Source organism: Arthrobacter sp. 10T413_2, from assembly GCF_056394205.1.
The window spans coordinates 20,807-35,159 of sequence record NZ_JBFTHK010000003.1 but is presented as its reverse complement, the minus strand read 5'-3'; the positions used below and the strand labels follow the sequence as shown (position 1 = coordinate 35,159).

Here is a 14,353-nt window from a genome sequence, read left to right as displayed (position 1 = left end):
GTCCGGATCCGGATGCCGTGGCGTTGTGTGACGTGAGGTCTCTAATGCATTCCAAGTCGCGGGAGCCACAGTTTTGTCGAATATACGCTAACTTAAGTATAAAAGAGGCGGAATGATTGCTACTCTGGATTCTGCACCTAGAGAGAGTGAGCAATGATGCTTCTCGAAAGAGACCTCATCCAATCCGTCGGCTTCCGCAACGTAACGGAGGGCGGACGCGTAACCGGCTTTCAGTTCCGGGTGCGAATGCCTTCCTACCGGGGCATGGCCGCGTCCCTCATCGACGGCATCGCCGTTCGCGTTGGCAGTATCGTCGACGTCGGACCTGACGTTCCGCTTTGGACGTTCGGTGGRCGGACCTACACCCTGCAGCAGCTCTGGAACAGCGACGGCGTGCGCTGGCCCCTTGAGGAAGCGGCCTTGGTGACCGTACCCCTCGACGGCGGCCTCCCCCAGGGCGTCCACGAGCTCTCAATCGAGCTGCGGCTGCGCATGTCCTACATCCCGCTGGAGCACCAGCCCACCGTGGCCCGGACCAGCCGCAAGGTGACGCTCGCGCCGGAAGGCCGCGAAGGCACCTTCCGCTACGGCGTTTCCCTGTACAGCTTCATGGGCGACTACGGCACGGTCGTGGACCTGGAAACGGCGCTGGCCGCCGTCGCGGACGTGGGCGCCACCGGCGTCGAGATCCTCGGCGAGGGCCACATCCCCGGCTATCCGGAACCGTCCCCCGCCTGGATCGACAACTGGTGCGGCCTCCTGGAGAAGTACTCGCTGGAGCCCACGAACTACGGCTCCTGGATTGACACCCGTCTGCACCCGGGCCGAACCATGACCGTTGCCGAGGGCGCCGATGCCCTGCAACGGGACCTGCGGCTTGCCAGCCAATTGGGTTTCGGGTTCGTGCGCCCCAAGATCGGCGTCGTGTCCAGCGACCTGGTCCCGGACCCCATCTGGACCGAGTCCGTGGAACGCTCCCTTGATCTGGCCCATGAGCTGGGGATCATCATCTGCCCGGAGATCCATTCGCCAACGCCCATCAAACACCCCGTCGTCGAGGACTACATCGCACTCATCGAGCGGACGGGCACCAAGAACTTCGGGCTCCTCATCGATACCGGGATCTTCCAGGACCGGCCCATCCCGCTGCGCGAAGGGGAAACCCGCGAGGCGCGGCMCGCGTTCCTTGACGGCATCGGCGTCAATCCCGCCGACTTCGCGGACATCGCACAGTACGTTGTGTTCGTCCAGGCCAAGTTCCACGACATCAACGAGCAGCTGGAAGACCAGCAGATTCCGTGGCTGCCCGTGCTCAAGGCCCTCAAGGACTCCGGTTACACCGGTTACCTCTCCAGCGAATACGAAGGCGAACGCACTCCCTGGCGTGCCGTCGAGCAGGTGCGGCGCCAGCACGCCCTGATCCGCCGCATCGCCAGCGGACTTACCTAACCCATCCCACCTCCCAGCAAAGAGACAACCATGCCAAACGGACTTCTTGACGATGCAAGCCTCCGCTCCCACCCCGAGTGCCTCGCGCTGGYCCTGACGCTTCCGTGGTACCGGAGCCTGTGGCTCTCCTCGGTCTCCAGCCTCCGGCTCACGGTCGACGGCCAGGAAATCCCCGCCGGGGACCTGACCCTGGAACTGGGCGGTATCCGCTATGCGCTCCCGGACCTGCCCGCGCAAAGCGAGACTCTCTGGTTCCTCCAGGAACATCCTCTGCTCATCGCTAAAACGGAGAGTCCTGTTGCCTTGGGCCAGCAGCACACCATCCAGCTCACCGGTGAGCTGCGCCTGCCCTACATGCAGATTGCCCCCGGCCAGGACGGCGGTCCCGGCATGTACGTCCCCAATTTCGTCAACCAGACATTGGAGCTGACCGTCACGGACAAGGCGGCGGCGGCCCCGGAGCTGGCGACGGCGGTCACCCCGCCTCCGTCGAAAGCTGAGGGGGATCCTTTCGCCCTCGGGCTCACCCTCTACTCGGCAAGTGCCGAATTCCGTGCCGGCTGGTACGACTTTGATGGTCTGCTTAGCCGGGTGGCGGAGTTGKGGATCGGCCCCGGGATCGAGATCGTGGCCTCTCAAGTCCTGCCTACCTATCCCAACGTGACGGACGACTTCGCGCGCTCGTGGCAGGAGGCCTTCGACAAACACGGTTTCACGGCCAGCTCCTTTGGCGCCAACTTGGATATGGGCCGGCGCCGGGACCGTGACATGACCCCGGACGAAGAGTACGAGTTCACGCAGACGCTCTTCCGCGGCGCCAAGAAGCTGGGTTTCCCGCTGGTCCGCATCCAGAGCGCGAAGCCGGAGCTTCTTCGCCGGCTCCTGCCGCTCGCCGAGGACCTCGAACTCAAACTTGCCTACGAGATCCATGCCCCGTTAGGGCCCAACTCGCCGGAGATCATKAAGGTCCGCGACGTCTATGCGGAGCTTGATTCGCCACTGTTGGGTTTCGTKGCTGACTTCTCCTCGACCATGCACAGCATGTCTCCCACGCTCCTGCGTGCCGTCCGCCGTGCCGGGCTGGACGACGAAGCCGTCCAAAGACTGCAGGCTATATGGGCCACTGCCGCCCCGATGCGGGTGCGGCAGGAGGAGTTCATTGCCTACCTGCGCGGACGCGACTTCGATCCTGCCCGGCTTGGGTCCTTCGCCCACCTGGCCTTTAACATGCACGGCCATGTCAGCCCCCAGGAGTGKGCTGACATCATGCCGCAAATCATGCACGTCCACGCGAAGTTCTACGACATTGATGGCCAGGGTAACGAGCCGGCCATCGATTATCCGGAACTCGTCCGTGTATTCGTCGAAGGCGGCTACCGCGGCTACTGGTCCAGCGAGTGGGAGGGCCACGCCTTCGCCGAGCTTGGCGAGGTGGATCCGCTGCTGCTGGTCCGTCAGCAGCACGACCTCATCCGCAAGAGCATGCGGACGGCGCTGGCATCAGCCTGACGCTGCAACCKAACGTCCCATAGCCTCGATGCCCGTCCAGAAATGGGTGGGCATCGAGGCATTTAAGGGGCTTCGTTTGTTGCGGCGGCTGCCACGATGTCAGCGGCCTCTTTGAAGAGGCCCCGCATCCACTCATGTTCCGAATCGCGGTTGTGCACGGGGTGCCACCACAGGGCATTCACCAGCGGAGTGGCATCGAAGGGCAGCGGCAGGATCCGCACTCCGCCGATCCGCAGCGCGAACGGTACCAGCGCCGCCTGGATGAGCGCGATCCGGTTGGTTCCCACTACAAAGTGCGGCAAGGACTGGAAACTTTCAACAACCACGTCCACCCGCGGTTCAACACCCAGCTGCTRGATCTGCCGTTCCGCCGATGTTGAGGCTGAGCGGGTCTGATAGGTCATCACCCAGGGAAGCTCGGCGATGTTCTCCATGGTGATGCGATCGCCGACGGCTTCGTTGGACGAGGAGACCACGGCCACCCACCCGTCCCTCCACAAATCCAGGTAGGGGAGCCCGGTGAGGAACCCGTGGGGGATCAATATGCCGTCCACGGAACGAAGGCGGTTGGCGGCATCCTCCACCACCATCGGATTGTGGAGCATAAATCGGAAGCGGACCCCTGGCGCCCGCTCGGCTGCAAGCTCGGAAGCAACCCGGCCAATGGTAGTGAAGCCGTAATCCGAGCCGTAGATGGAGAACTCACGCTCGGATTCCGTGGGCTCCCAGGTGGCCTGGCTTTCGAAGACACGGCGTGCGGCTTCGAGCGCGGTGGTGGTGTGCTCCGCGAGCCGCAGGGCGAAGGGGGTGAGCTCGTAAGCATTTCCGCGACGGGCCAGGATCGGGTCCCCGAAGTGGGATCGGAGCCTGGCGAGCGAGGCGCTGAGCGCCGGCTGGCTGAGGTGGAGCCGCTCGGCCGCCCTGGTCACGCTGCGTTCGGTAATGAGGGCATCCAGCGAAATCAGCAAGTTGAGGTCGAGTCGGGATAGCAGGACATGATTCATCACGGCACGGCAATCCTTCAACGGTGAACTAAGTGGGGCCAGTGTATCAGCGGCGTCGATAAGTTGGGTGGCCGCCATCAGACTTCTCGATGCAGGCGCTTCCGCCCGCCCCCCGTACGACTTATGTCTATCATCGGTAAGACTTATGTGCGTTTTAGGCACATCTCTTGCATACTGATGAGTGACCGGGGTCACGGCCTCGGATATTTTCGACAACGAAGTCAGAAAGGCTGGACATGACACAGCACCGTCGCTATTCGGGCCTCAAGGTCGGCGCCCTCGCCGTCCCCACGATCGCAGCCCTCGTCCTTACCGGCTGCTCGGCCCCCGCTGGCAGCAATTCCTCCGCTGGAGGCTCACAGGAATTTTCCCTGTCGTTCGCCACCTCCAACACCATTGAGAGCCCCTTCCAGGTCTTGGCTGAGAATTACATGAAGTCGAACCCCAACGTGAAGATCACGTTCAACCCGCAGCCCAATGACTCGTACGACCAGACCCTGCGGACCCAGCTCCAGGCCGGAAACGCGTCCGACGTCGTTGTGACCGCACCGGGTTCCGGCACCGGCCGCAGCATCCTGCCCCTCGTTCAGGCCGGTTTCCTTGAGCCCTTGGACGAMGCCGCCAAGAAGCTTGTTCCCACGGGCAGCGAAGCCCTCTTTGGAACGGACGGAAAAGTCTATGGCCAGGCCCCGGAGATCACCGTGGTCGGGATGGTCGCCAATGAGACCGCCGCCAAAGCATCCGGCATCGCTGACTTCCCGTCAGACTTCTCCTCCCTCGAGGAGCAGTGCAAAACGCTCGAATCGTCCGGCAAGTCGTTCTTCGCGCTGGCCGGCTCCGCCGCTCCAAATACCGGCCTGATGGCAATGTCGCTCGCAGCCTCCCGCGTTTATGCGGAGGACCCGAAGTGGAATGAAAAGCGTACCGCCAAGGAAACCACCTTCGCCGGCTCGGGCGGCTGGAAGGCATCGCTGGAGGCGGTCACCAAACTGAATGACGCCGGCTGCTTCCAGAAGGGCGCCGCAGGTGCCGGCTTCGACGCCATCACCAAGGGCCTTGCCAGCGGAACTTCCGTTGCTGGATTTATCCCGGGCCCCAGCTGGAAGCAGTTGAAGTCTGCGGCCGCCGACTCGGATTTCGATGTGCGCGGGCTCCCTGCAGAGCAGAGCTCGGATAAGGGTTTCGTATTTGCCAGTGCCAACTACGCGTTTTCCATCAACGCGGCGTCCAAGAACAAGGACGCGGCGAAGGCCTTCCTCGATTGGGCCGCGCAGCCTGAACAGACGAAGGCCTTCGCAGAAATCGACGGCGCCCTCCCGGTCAGCGGCCTGGACAGCTACGACTTCAGCGGCGGTGCATACAAGAACGTCGGTGATCTCATCAAGGGCGGAAAGTACGGCCCGCTGCCKAACAGCCAGTGGCCCAACTCGGCCGTGTACGATGCACTCGCCACCGGCGTCCAGGGTCTCATCACTGGCCAGAAGACTGCCGACCAGGTACTGCAGGCGATGGATGCGGCCTGGGACCAGTAACAGCTTCACATCACTAAGCTCCGAGAACTCAAAGGGATAAGCAAGGATTACCATGACTGCGACGATGCAACCGAAAAGCGAAGCAGCTGAAGCACCCCGGCGAGGCAAGCGCACTCCGGGGGCGGAGCCAAAGGCCCGCCCCCGGGGCAGGGGCCTACAGTTCGGGCACTGGTGGTGGGCGCTGCCCGGGATTGCCCTTGTCATCGCCATCCACTACGTGGCGACCGGCATCGGCGGCTTCTTCGCCTTCACGAACTGGACAGGCATCGGCTCGTTCAAAATGGTCGGCTGGCAGAACTTTGAAGCGATTTTCAAGGATCCCACCAAGCTCGGCGCCCTGCTGAATACTCTCTTCCTGGCCTTTGGGTCGGTCCTCCTCGGCAGCGTCGCAGGCCTCATCATCGCCCTCGGCCTGAACCGGGTCCTCAAGACGCGCTAYATCCTCCGCACTCTCTTCTTTATGCCCGTGGTGCTCAGCCCCCTCGCCACGGCCTACATCTGGAAGTACATCTTCGACTTCGACGGTCCGATCAACGTCTTCCTGACCTCGATAGGCGCCGGCGACCTCGCGAAGCCCTGGCTCGCGGACCCGCAGTGGGCCATCTGGACGGTGCTGGTGGTCCTTGTCTGGAGCTCTACCGGCTTCGCCATGGTGATCTTCATGGCCGGTCTGGCCGGCGTGCCGGTGGAAGTCGAGGAGGCGGCCGCCATTGACGGCGCCAATCTGTGGCAGCGATTCCGGAACGTCACGCTGCCGGCTATCCGACCCGCCATTGCCATTGCGACCACCCTGGGAATMGTCCAGGGGCTTCGGGTCTTCGACCCCATCATGGCCTTGACCGGGGGAGGGCCGGCKGGTGCAACCGAAACGCTGGCCACCCAGGTCTACAAGCAGGCGTTCGCGCTCGGGAACTTCGGTGGCGGTGCCGCCCTGGCCCTAGTGCTGGCCGTCATCATCCTGTTCTTCGCCGTTCTCCAGCAGCGGCTGACGCGATCGAACCCCGAGGACTAACAAATGTTCCGCTACACCAAACTCACCTTGCTCCGGGAAATTGGTCTCTGGGCTTTGGCGCTAATCTTCCTCGCCCCGTTCTACTTCCTGGTGACCACAGCCCTTAAGCCTGACAGCGAGATGTACACGACGTCGCCCCTCGCGCCGCCTAAGAGCCCGGACTTCAGCAACTTCGTGGCTGTCCTGACGGCCACGGGCAACTCCAACGTGGTCATGGGCCTTGTGAACAGTGTCATCATCACCGCGGGCAGCATAGTCGGATTGATCGCACTGGGCTCAATCACCGGATATGTGATCTCCCGTAACACCCGCCGCTGGAGCAAAGGCGCGTACTATCTCTTCCTCATTGCCATCATCCTMCCCGGCCAGCTCGGCGCCGTGCCCCTCTACATGGGTGCGCGTGCCATTGGCCTCACGGGGTCGGCATGKGGCCTGATCATCCTGTACACCGGCATGCTCCTGCCGCTGTCGATCTTCCTGTACGCGAACTTCTTCCGGGGTCTTGGCACAGATTATGAGGAAGCGGCCACTATCGACGGCGCCAGCAAGTCCCAGATCTTCTCCAAGGTGGTGTTCCCCATGATGGCTCCTGCCACCGGCACGGTCACCATCTTCGCMGGACTCATCGTATGGAACGACTTCTTCACCTCGCTGATCTTCCTGGGCGGCTCTGCAAACCAGACGCTGCCGGTGGCCATGTACTACTACATCGGCTCCCTGGTCTCGAAGTGGAACTCGATCTTCGCGATCGTGATCGTCTCCATGATTCCCATCCTGGCGCTKTTCCTGTTCGCCCAGAAGCGATTCATCCAGGGCTTCTCCGGCGGTCTGAAGGGCTGACCCGCGATGGTTGACAACCGCGCAGCGTTCGAGCGCTTCGTGGAGATCTTCTACACCCAAAAACGGGTGCGTGAAGCCTTCGACTTCCTTGTGGCCGGCGACTACCGGCAACACAACCCGACTATTCCTGACGGGCCTGAGGCGGCAGTCAGGCTGCTGACACCGAAGTTCGACGGATCGCCGGAGTCCCGGTTCGAGGTCCAGCGCATCCTGGTGGACGGTGACCTTGCGATGGTGCATGTACGCGCTTCAGGTCCCGGGCGTCCCGACGCCGCCGTCGCCGACATCTATCGGTTCGAAAACGGTCGCATTGTGGAGCACTGGGACGTGCTTCAACCCGTTCCGGAGCATCCGGTCCACGACCACCCCATGTTCTAGACCACCCTTTTCAACTCTCCAGGAGACACCCATGTTCCAGCTTTCGCCAAATATTGACCTTTTGTTCGCCGAATCAGACAAAAGCGCCGCGGACAGGGTCCGCGCTGCGGCCGCCGCCGGCTTTGACGCCGTCGAGATGTGGGGCCCGACGGGCAAGGACATTCCGGCCCTCAAGGACGCACTCGAGGAAACCGGAGTCCAGCTCACTGCCCAGCTCGCGGAACCGCGCATGCAGTTCATGATCCCGCCCCGAAACCACGAGCCCTTCTACGAGGGGCTGGACGCCGGCGTGGCGGTAGCGCAGCAGCTCGGCTGCCCACGCATCGTGGTGGGCAGCGGCACCGGCTTCGGCGGGCGCAAGCGGCAGGACCAGCTTGACGAACTGATCGAGATCTTCACCCGTGGCGTCGCGCACATCGAGGGCTCCGGCATCACCCTGGTCCTCGAGCCGGTGAACATCAGGGTTGACCACCCCGGGGCGCTGCTGGACCGGACCGCGGAAGCCGTCTACGTGGCCAGGGGAGTGAATTCCCCGAACTTCGGCGTCCTCTACGACCTGTACCACTCCACCGTCGAAGGCGAGGACGTGGCCGCCGAACTCGCCAACGCCGCCAGCCTCATCAAGTACGTGCAGATCGCYGACGCCCCGGGCCGCGGGGAGCCGGGTTCAGGATCCATCGACTGGCCCGCCYGGCTCGCAGACCTGCAGAACAGCGGCTACTCCGGCCCCATCGGGCTCGAGTACTACCCGACTATTGACTCGGCAAAGTCCGTGCGCCGCATCCAGGAACTGGTGGCGGGGCGATGAGCAGCCGCCGGTACCCCGACACCGTMGACGTCGCCATCGTTGGCAGCGGACCGACGGCATCAACGTACGCGCGAATCCTCAGCGAGGAGGMGCCCGGCGCCACCATCGCCATGTTCGAAGGGGGTCCCACGGTCAGCAGCCCGCCCGGGGCGCACGTGAAGAACATCGGGGACGCTAAACGCCGCAGCCTTGCCCAGCGGGCATCGGAAGGCCCCGGAGCCGGCGCGGAAACGGTGAATTCACCCGGCGCCGTCAAAAGCGGGGAGCGCCGAGCCCGGCCCGGCACTTACCTGCTGCCGGACGGCTACGCGTTCCCCGGAGAAGACGGGATGCCAGTCGCCGCCATGTCGAGCAACGTGGGCGGCATGGCTGCCCACTGGACCGCCGCCTGCCCGCGCCCGGGCGGGCAGGAGCGCATCGCATTCCTGCCGGACCTGGAGCAGCTTCTCGAGGACGCAGACCGCCTGCTGGGCGTGACCACCCACGCCTTTGACGGCGCCCCGTTCTCGGACCTCGTCCGCGGACGCCTTGCAGCCGTTGTGGATGAGGGCCGGGACCGGGCCCAACGCGTCCAGCCCATGCCGCTCGCCGTGCACCGCCGGAAGGACGGCGGCCTTGTCTGGTCAGGCTCCGACGTCGTCATGGGAGACGCGACCCGGGAAAACCCGCAGTTTGAACTTTTCGACGAGTCGCTGGTGACCCGCGTGCTCGTAGATGACGACGGCAGGGCTGCCGGCATTGAAGTCCAGGACCGGCGCAGCGGGGAGAGCCATCAGGTGGCTGCCCGTTACGTTGTGGTGGGCGCGGATGCCCTGCGCACGCCGCAACTGCTGTGGGCTTCCGGAATCAGGCCCGCCGCGCTGGGCCGTTATCTCAACGACCAGGCGCAGGTGGTGTTCGCGAGCAGGCTGCGTGACGTCGAGGCCGAGCATGGCCCGGCGGCCGCGGACGGCACGCTCAGCGAGCAAAGCGGGGTGGCGTGGGTTCCGTACACTGACGACGCACCATTCCATGGCCAGATCATGCAGCTGGATGCGTCCCCTGTCCCGTTGGCCGAAGATGACCCCATTGTCCCGGGATCGATTGTTGGGCTGGGCCTGTTCTGCGCCAAGGACCTTCAGCGGGAGGACCGGGTGGCGTTCGACGACGACGCCCGCGACTCATACGGAATGCCCGCCATGCGCATCCATTACCGCCTCACGGGTCGCGACCACKAGGTGCTTGAACGTGCCCGGCAGGAAATCGTCCGGCTGGGMAAGGCGGTGGGCGAACCGCTCGACGAGCGCCCCTTCGTCCTCCCGCCGGGGTCTTCGCTCCACTACCAGGGCACAACGCGCATGGGCGCATCGGACGACGGCGAGAGCGTCTGTTCCCCGGACAGCCAGGTCTGGCAGGTCCCCGGCCTCTTTGTGGCCGGCAACGGCGTTATCCCCACCGCCACGGCGTGCAATCCCACGCTGACGGCGGTAGCGCTCGCGGTGCGCGGTGCGCGAAGGATCGCGGAAGAAATCACCAGCTCTTTACTTATGTCTGAATCTGACATTAGACTGACTAAATAATGAAGAAGTGGCCCACGCCACTCTGTTCAAGCACAGGCAAGACATGCCGCAGACAAGGAGGTCTCGATGATCGCCGACCGCATTATCGAGCAGGGAACACTCACCACCGAAAACGGCCGCACAGCCGTCGAAGTCCGCATCCCCTGGTACAGGGCCCTGCCGGGTTCGTGCATTGCCGGGGCAGTGTTGAGCGTTGACGGCGTCAGCGCACCGGAGGGCTCGCTGCGCTGGACCATGAACAACCGCACCTTCAGCTTCGAGGAACTCGTGGACGAGACCGGCGAATGGTGGTTTCCCCTGGACTCGGCCGTTCTTTCGGGCGACGTTCCCGTCCCGGATCAGCAGGCTGAGCACGAGGTCCGGGTCGACCTGAAGCTCTACATCCCGTACATCATCACCGACCACGGCGTGCTGCACATCGAAGAGCACGACACCAAGACCATGAAGGTGGCACAGCGATGACCAGCCCCGGCACGCCGATCCAGGGCGTCACCCTTTACAGCTTCACCCGGGCTTCCCACGCCCGGCAGTACGACCTCGATGGCCTGATCCGCAAAGTGGCGGCCGAAGGCTTCGGCCCCGGCCTTGAGGTCATCGGATTCTCCAGCCTGCGGGGCTTCCCGGACCGGATTGATGACACCTTCGTTGGGCAGTTCCGTGACCTGGTTGCMGAGGTTGACCTGGTGCCCACCTCGCTCGCAGTTAACGTTGACACGGGCATCCGCCGTGACCGGCTCATGAACCACGACGAGCTGGTCGAGTACATGCGCAAGCAGATCGAAGTGGCCGCCCGGCTCGGCTTCCCGATCGCCCGGGTACAGATCTCGCTGACTCCTGACGCCATGGAAGGCCTGCTGCCCGTGGCGGAGCAGTACGGGGTCACCCTGGCCCTGGAAGTCCACGCTGACCAGCACGGCGCCCACGAGCGTGTCCTTGCCCTGCGCGACCGCTACGAGAAACTTGATTCCCCTCTACTTGGCTTCACCGCAGACTGGGGTGCMACCGTCACGGGCTTTGCGCCCTCCCTGCTGGAGGCGTACCGCCGGCGCGGCGCTTCGGAGGATCTGCTCCGGCAGGTGGTTGACCTGTGGAACGGTTTCCATGCCGAAGGACCGCCCAACACACAAAAGGTCCATGGCGAGCGCTTCGGGGCCTTCATCGGCTTGGCAGCGCGCAACGGCCGGCCGGACCTTGGGATCGACTTCGCCATCAACGGAACAGGTCTCTTCGGTCCGGCGCCGCTGGACACGTGGCTGGAGATCATGCCGTGGGTACGCCACGTGCACKGCAAGTTCTTTGGCATCGACGAGGACGGCGAAGAGCCCTCGGTACCGGTACGTGACCTGGTCCGGCAGCTCGTCGAGAACGGCTACTCCGGTGCAATCTCCAGCGAATACGAAGGCTGGCACTGGAACAACTGGCAGGACCCGTTCGACATAATCCGCGGCGAGCAGGCCGTCCAGCGTTCGGCCGCGGCCAACGCCGGTTCGTCCATGATCACCGACGCCTCCGAGGCGCGCCGCGTCCTCAACAGCCATCTCGCCCAGCCCGTCCGCGGCTGACAACGAAGKAACCAAAAAACATGTCAGAAGGCATCGCAGGCTCGGGTATCGAGCTAGGCATTACCCTCTATTCACTCACCTCCGAGTTCGCCGCGGGGCTTTACACGCCCGAGACGCTGATCAAGGCTGTTGCCGACGAAGGCCTCGGCCCCGGCGTCGAATTCAACATCGCGCAGATGCTGCGAACCTACCCCGACGTGGACGATGACTTCATCCGCCTCTGGCGCGACAGCATGGACCGCTACGGCCTGACACCCAGCGCCGTCGGCACCAACCTGGACATGGGCCGCCGCAAGGACCGGGACATGACGCCGGACGAGGAGTACGACTTCTTCGCCGCGCAACTGCGCACCGCCAACAAGCTCGGATTCCACCGCGTGGTAATCCGCTCCGCCGGCAAGGAACTACTCCGCCGGCTGGTTCCCCTGGCCGAGAAGTACGACCAGAAGCTCGGCTACGAAATCCACGCGCCGMAGGGCCCGAATGACCCCAAGATCCYGCAGATCCGGGAAATGTACGAGGAACTGGGAAGCGACCGGCTCGGTTTCACCGCAGACTTCAGCTCCACGATGCACAGCCTTTCCCCGACGCTGTTCCGCACCCTGACGCAGATGGGACTGCCCGAGGAGCACTTCGCCGTCATGCAGGACATCTGGCGCAAACCATTGCCCATGCACGAACGTAACCAAGAGTTCGAGGACTACCTAAGCGCCAACAACTTCGATCCCGCACGCCTCGGCCCGTTCACCCGGCTGGCCTTCAACATGCACGGCCTGGTTCCACCGGAGGAATGGCTGGACATCATGCCGCAGATCTTCCACGTCCACGCGAAGTTCTACGACATTGACGAGAACGGCAACGAACCTGCGATGGACATTGCCCGGATTGTGCACCAGTTCGTTAGAGGCGGCTACCAGGGATACCTCTCCAGCGAGTGGGAGGGGCACGCGTTCGCGGATCTCGGCGAATCCGATCCGATCGACCTCGTCAAGAAGCAGCACGCGCTGATGCGGCGTGCCATTGAAGCGGCCGTTGACCCTAATGCACCCGACTCCCACGCGACCTTGGTCGAGACTGTTAAGTAAGGAAAGCCATAGCAACTCACAATTCCCTGTTCCAGGACACCAACGTCCGCAGGCACCCCGAGGGCATCGCCGTGTCGGTGCAGCTGCCCTGGTACCGCAGCCTCTGGCTGTCGGCCGTCGACGACGTCGTCGCAACAGTCAACGGCGCGGAGATTCCCCAAGCGTCCCTCCGCTTCGAATTGCAGGGAAAGTCCTACTCCATAGCTGAGCTTCCGGAGCAATGGGAAACCCTGTGGTTCGTCGCAGACAAGCCCGATGTCATCATCCCGCTGGACCGCGTCCCCGACGCCGGCGAGGAGATCGACGTCGAAGTCATCCTCACGCTGCGCCTGCTCTACATGCAGATCGCACCCATGCGCTACGTGGGCAACCGCGTGGCGGTCGAGCGCAAGGTAGTGCTCGCATGAGCACCCTGCGTGTGGCCATGATCGGCTATGGCTTCATGGGCGCCGCCCACTCCCAGGGCTGGCGCACGGCACCGCGGGTGTTCGACCTGCCGGCCGAGCCGGAAATGGCGGTCGTTGTGGGCCGGAACTCCGAAGCGGTGGCTGCCGCCGCCCAAAAGTGGGGCTGGGCAGAATCAGCCACAGACTGGCGGGAAGTGATCGCGCGGGACGATATCGACGTCGTCGACATCGTCACGCCCGGTGACTCCCACGCCGAAATCGCGATCGCGGCGCTTGAGGCCGGGAAGCACGTCTTGTGCGAAAAGCCGCTGGCCAACACGGTGGCGGAAGCCGAAGCGATGGCCGCGGCTGCCGAGCGCGCGGCAGCCAGGGGCGTCCGGGCCATGGTGGGTTTCACCTACCGTCGTGTTCCAGCCGTCACGTTCCTCCGCAACCTCATCGCCGAAGGCGCCGTGGGGACGATCAACCACGTGCGCGCCTCCTACCGCCAGGACTGGCTCGTGGACCCCGAAATGCCGCTGGCCTGGCGTCTGCAGAAGGAACACGCCGGGTCCGGGGCGCTGGGGGACATCGGAGCCCATGCCATTGACCTGGCCCAGTTTGTCACCGGGCTAAACCTGGCGAAGGTGTCCGGCGTCATCGACACCATCGTGAAGGAGCGGCCTCTCCTGAACTCAAGTTCCGGGCTGTCCGGCACTGGGCTGTCCGGCACTGCCGGGACCGGCTACGGCCAGGTGACCGTGGACGATATCGCCATCTTCACCGGCCGCTTCGAAACCGGGGCGCTGGCGTCGTTTGAAGCCTCACGCTTTGCCACCGGCCGCAAGAACGCGCTGGAGATCGAGGTTTCGGGCGACAAGGGCGCCCTGGCCTTCGACCTTGAGGACCTTAACAGCGTCCGGTTCTACGACCGCACCGCACCCGCGGACCGTCAGGGCTTCAGGAAGATCCTGGTCACGGAAGCGGACCACCCCTACGTTTCGGCGTGGTGGCCCGCGGGTCACATGCTCGGCTACGAGCACGGCTTCTCCCACCAGGTCAAGGACCTCGTGGAGGGCATCGTGGGCGGCACAAGCCCGCACCCGTCGTTCGCTGACGGGCTGAGGGTGCAGCGGGTGCTCGACGCCGTCGAGCGCAGTTCCGACAATGATTCCGCCTGGACACGCGTCGCTGCCGGCGTTCCCGTGCTGGCCGGCTGAGGAGGGGGA

The 14,353-nt window shown here is 64.1% G+C and carries 14 protein-coding genes; 13 read left to right on the top strand and 1 reads right to left on the bottom strand.

The genetic code is table 11. The annotated features are described in order from the left end of the window. Nucleotides 1-156: 156 nt before the first annotated feature. Both AC1DBQ_RS01180 and AC1DBQ_RS01175 read left to right on the top strand, forming a co-directional pair. Nucleotides 157-1,449, top strand: a complete 1,293-nt coding sequence (locus AC1DBQ_RS01180; protein WP_476926785.1) for a C-glycoside deglycosidase beta subunit domain-containing protein — start codon at nt 157-159, stop codon at nt 1,447-1,449. A 30-nt stretch (nt 1,450-1,479) separates the two neighbouring features. After that, nucleotides 1,480-2,958, top strand: coding sequence for a sugar phosphate isomerase/epimerase family protein (locus tag AC1DBQ_RS01175; RefSeq protein WP_476926741.1), 1,479 nt, complete (start codon nt 1,480-1,482; stop codon nt 2,956-2,958). A 62-nt stretch (nt 2,959-3,020) separates the two neighbouring features. Here the strand turns inward: AC1DBQ_RS01175 and AC1DBQ_RS01170 are convergent, their stop codons facing one another. Beyond that, the gene (locus AC1DBQ_RS01170) at nt 3,021-3,965 is read right to left on the bottom strand and encodes a LysR family transcriptional regulator (protein WP_476926740.1); all 945 of its coding nucleotides are present in this window, start codon (nt 3,963-3,965) and stop codon (nt 3,021-3,023) included. 233 nt (nt 3,966-4,198) lie between these two features. Between AC1DBQ_RS01170 and AC1DBQ_RS01165 the strand changes: the two genes are divergently transcribed. From AC1DBQ_RS01165 to AC1DBQ_RS01115, 11 genes are all read left to right on the top strand, one after another. Continuing rightward, nucleotides 4,199-5,494, top strand: a complete 1,296-nt coding sequence (locus AC1DBQ_RS01165) for an ABC transporter substrate-binding protein (RefSeq protein WP_476926739.1) — start codon at nt 4,199-4,201, stop codon at nt 5,492-5,494. 52 nt (nt 5,495-5,546) lie between these two features. Next, nucleotides 5,547-6,506, top strand: a complete 960-nt coding sequence (locus tag AC1DBQ_RS01160) for a carbohydrate ABC transporter permease (protein ID WP_476926738.1) — start codon at nt 5,547-5,549, stop codon at nt 6,504-6,506. 3 nt (nt 6,507-6,509) lie between these two features. Then, nucleotides 6,510-7,346: a carbohydrate ABC transporter permease gene (locus AC1DBQ_RS01155; RefSeq protein ID WP_476926737.1), complete on the top strand. Its 837-nt coding sequence runs from the start codon at nt 6,510-6,512 to the stop codon at nt 7,344-7,346. 6 nt (nt 7,347-7,352) lie between these two features. Next, nucleotides 7,353-7,724, top strand: a complete 372-nt coding sequence (locus tag AC1DBQ_RS01150; RefSeq protein ID WP_476926736.1) for a nuclear transport factor 2 family protein — start codon at nt 7,353-7,355, stop codon at nt 7,722-7,724. A 31-nt stretch (nt 7,725-7,755) separates the two neighbouring features. Beyond that, nucleotides 7,756-8,532: a TIM barrel protein gene (locus AC1DBQ_RS01145; RefSeq protein ID WP_476926735.1), complete on the top strand. Its 777-nt coding sequence runs from the start codon at nt 7,756-7,758 to the stop codon at nt 8,530-8,532. After that, complete coding sequence (locus AC1DBQ_RS01140) at nt 8,529-10,091, top strand: GMC oxidoreductase (RefSeq protein WP_476926734.1); 1,563 nt, start codon at nt 8,529-8,531, stop codon at nt 10,089-10,091. The genes AC1DBQ_RS01145 and AC1DBQ_RS01140 overlap by 4 nt, the downstream gene beginning before the upstream one ends. Nucleotides 10,092-10,157: 66 nt before the next feature. After that, complete coding sequence (locus AC1DBQ_RS01135) at nt 10,158-10,553, top strand: C-glycoside deglycosidase beta subunit domain-containing protein (protein WP_476926733.1); 396 nt, start codon at nt 10,158-10,160, stop codon at nt 10,551-10,553. Next, complete coding sequence (locus AC1DBQ_RS01130) at nt 10,550-11,653, top strand: sugar phosphate isomerase/epimerase family protein (protein WP_476926732.1); 1,104 nt, start codon at nt 10,550-10,552, stop codon at nt 11,651-11,653. Before AC1DBQ_RS01135 ends, AC1DBQ_RS01130 begins: the two co-directional genes overlap by 4 nt. 20 nt (nt 11,654-11,673) lie before the next feature. Continuing rightward, on the top strand, nt 11,674-12,738 hold the full coding sequence (locus AC1DBQ_RS01125; RefSeq protein ID WP_476926731.1) for a sugar phosphate isomerase/epimerase family protein: 1,065 nt from the start codon (nt 11,674-11,676) through the stop codon (nt 12,736-12,738). Between the two features lie 8 nt (nt 12,739-12,746). After that, nucleotides 12,747-13,145: a C-glycoside deglycosidase beta subunit domain-containing protein gene (locus AC1DBQ_RS01120; protein ID WP_476926784.1), complete on the top strand. Its 399-nt coding sequence runs from the start codon at nt 12,747-12,749 to the stop codon at nt 13,143-13,145. Then, a complete protein-coding gene (locus AC1DBQ_RS01115) occupies nt 13,142-14,344 on the top strand; it encodes a Gfo/Idh/MocA family protein (RefSeq protein ID WP_476926730.1) in 1,203 nt (400 codons plus the stop codon). Before AC1DBQ_RS01120 ends, AC1DBQ_RS01115 begins: the two co-directional genes overlap by 4 nt. The last annotated feature ends 9 nt before the right edge of the window (nt 14,345-14,353 follow it).

Coding starts and splice junctions, on each gene's coding strand:
- AC1DBQ_RS01135 (WP_476926733.1), top strand. CDS start 10,158: ATGATCGCCGACCGCATTATCGAGCAGGGAACACTCACCACCGAAAAC.
- AC1DBQ_RS01150 (WP_476926736.1), top strand. CDS start 7,353: ATGGTTGACAACCGCGCAGCGTTCGAGCGCTTCGTGGAGATCTTCTAC.
- AC1DBQ_RS01115 (WP_476926730.1), top strand. CDS start 13,142: ATGAGCACCCTGCGTGTGGCCATGATCGGCTATGGCTTCATGGGCGCC.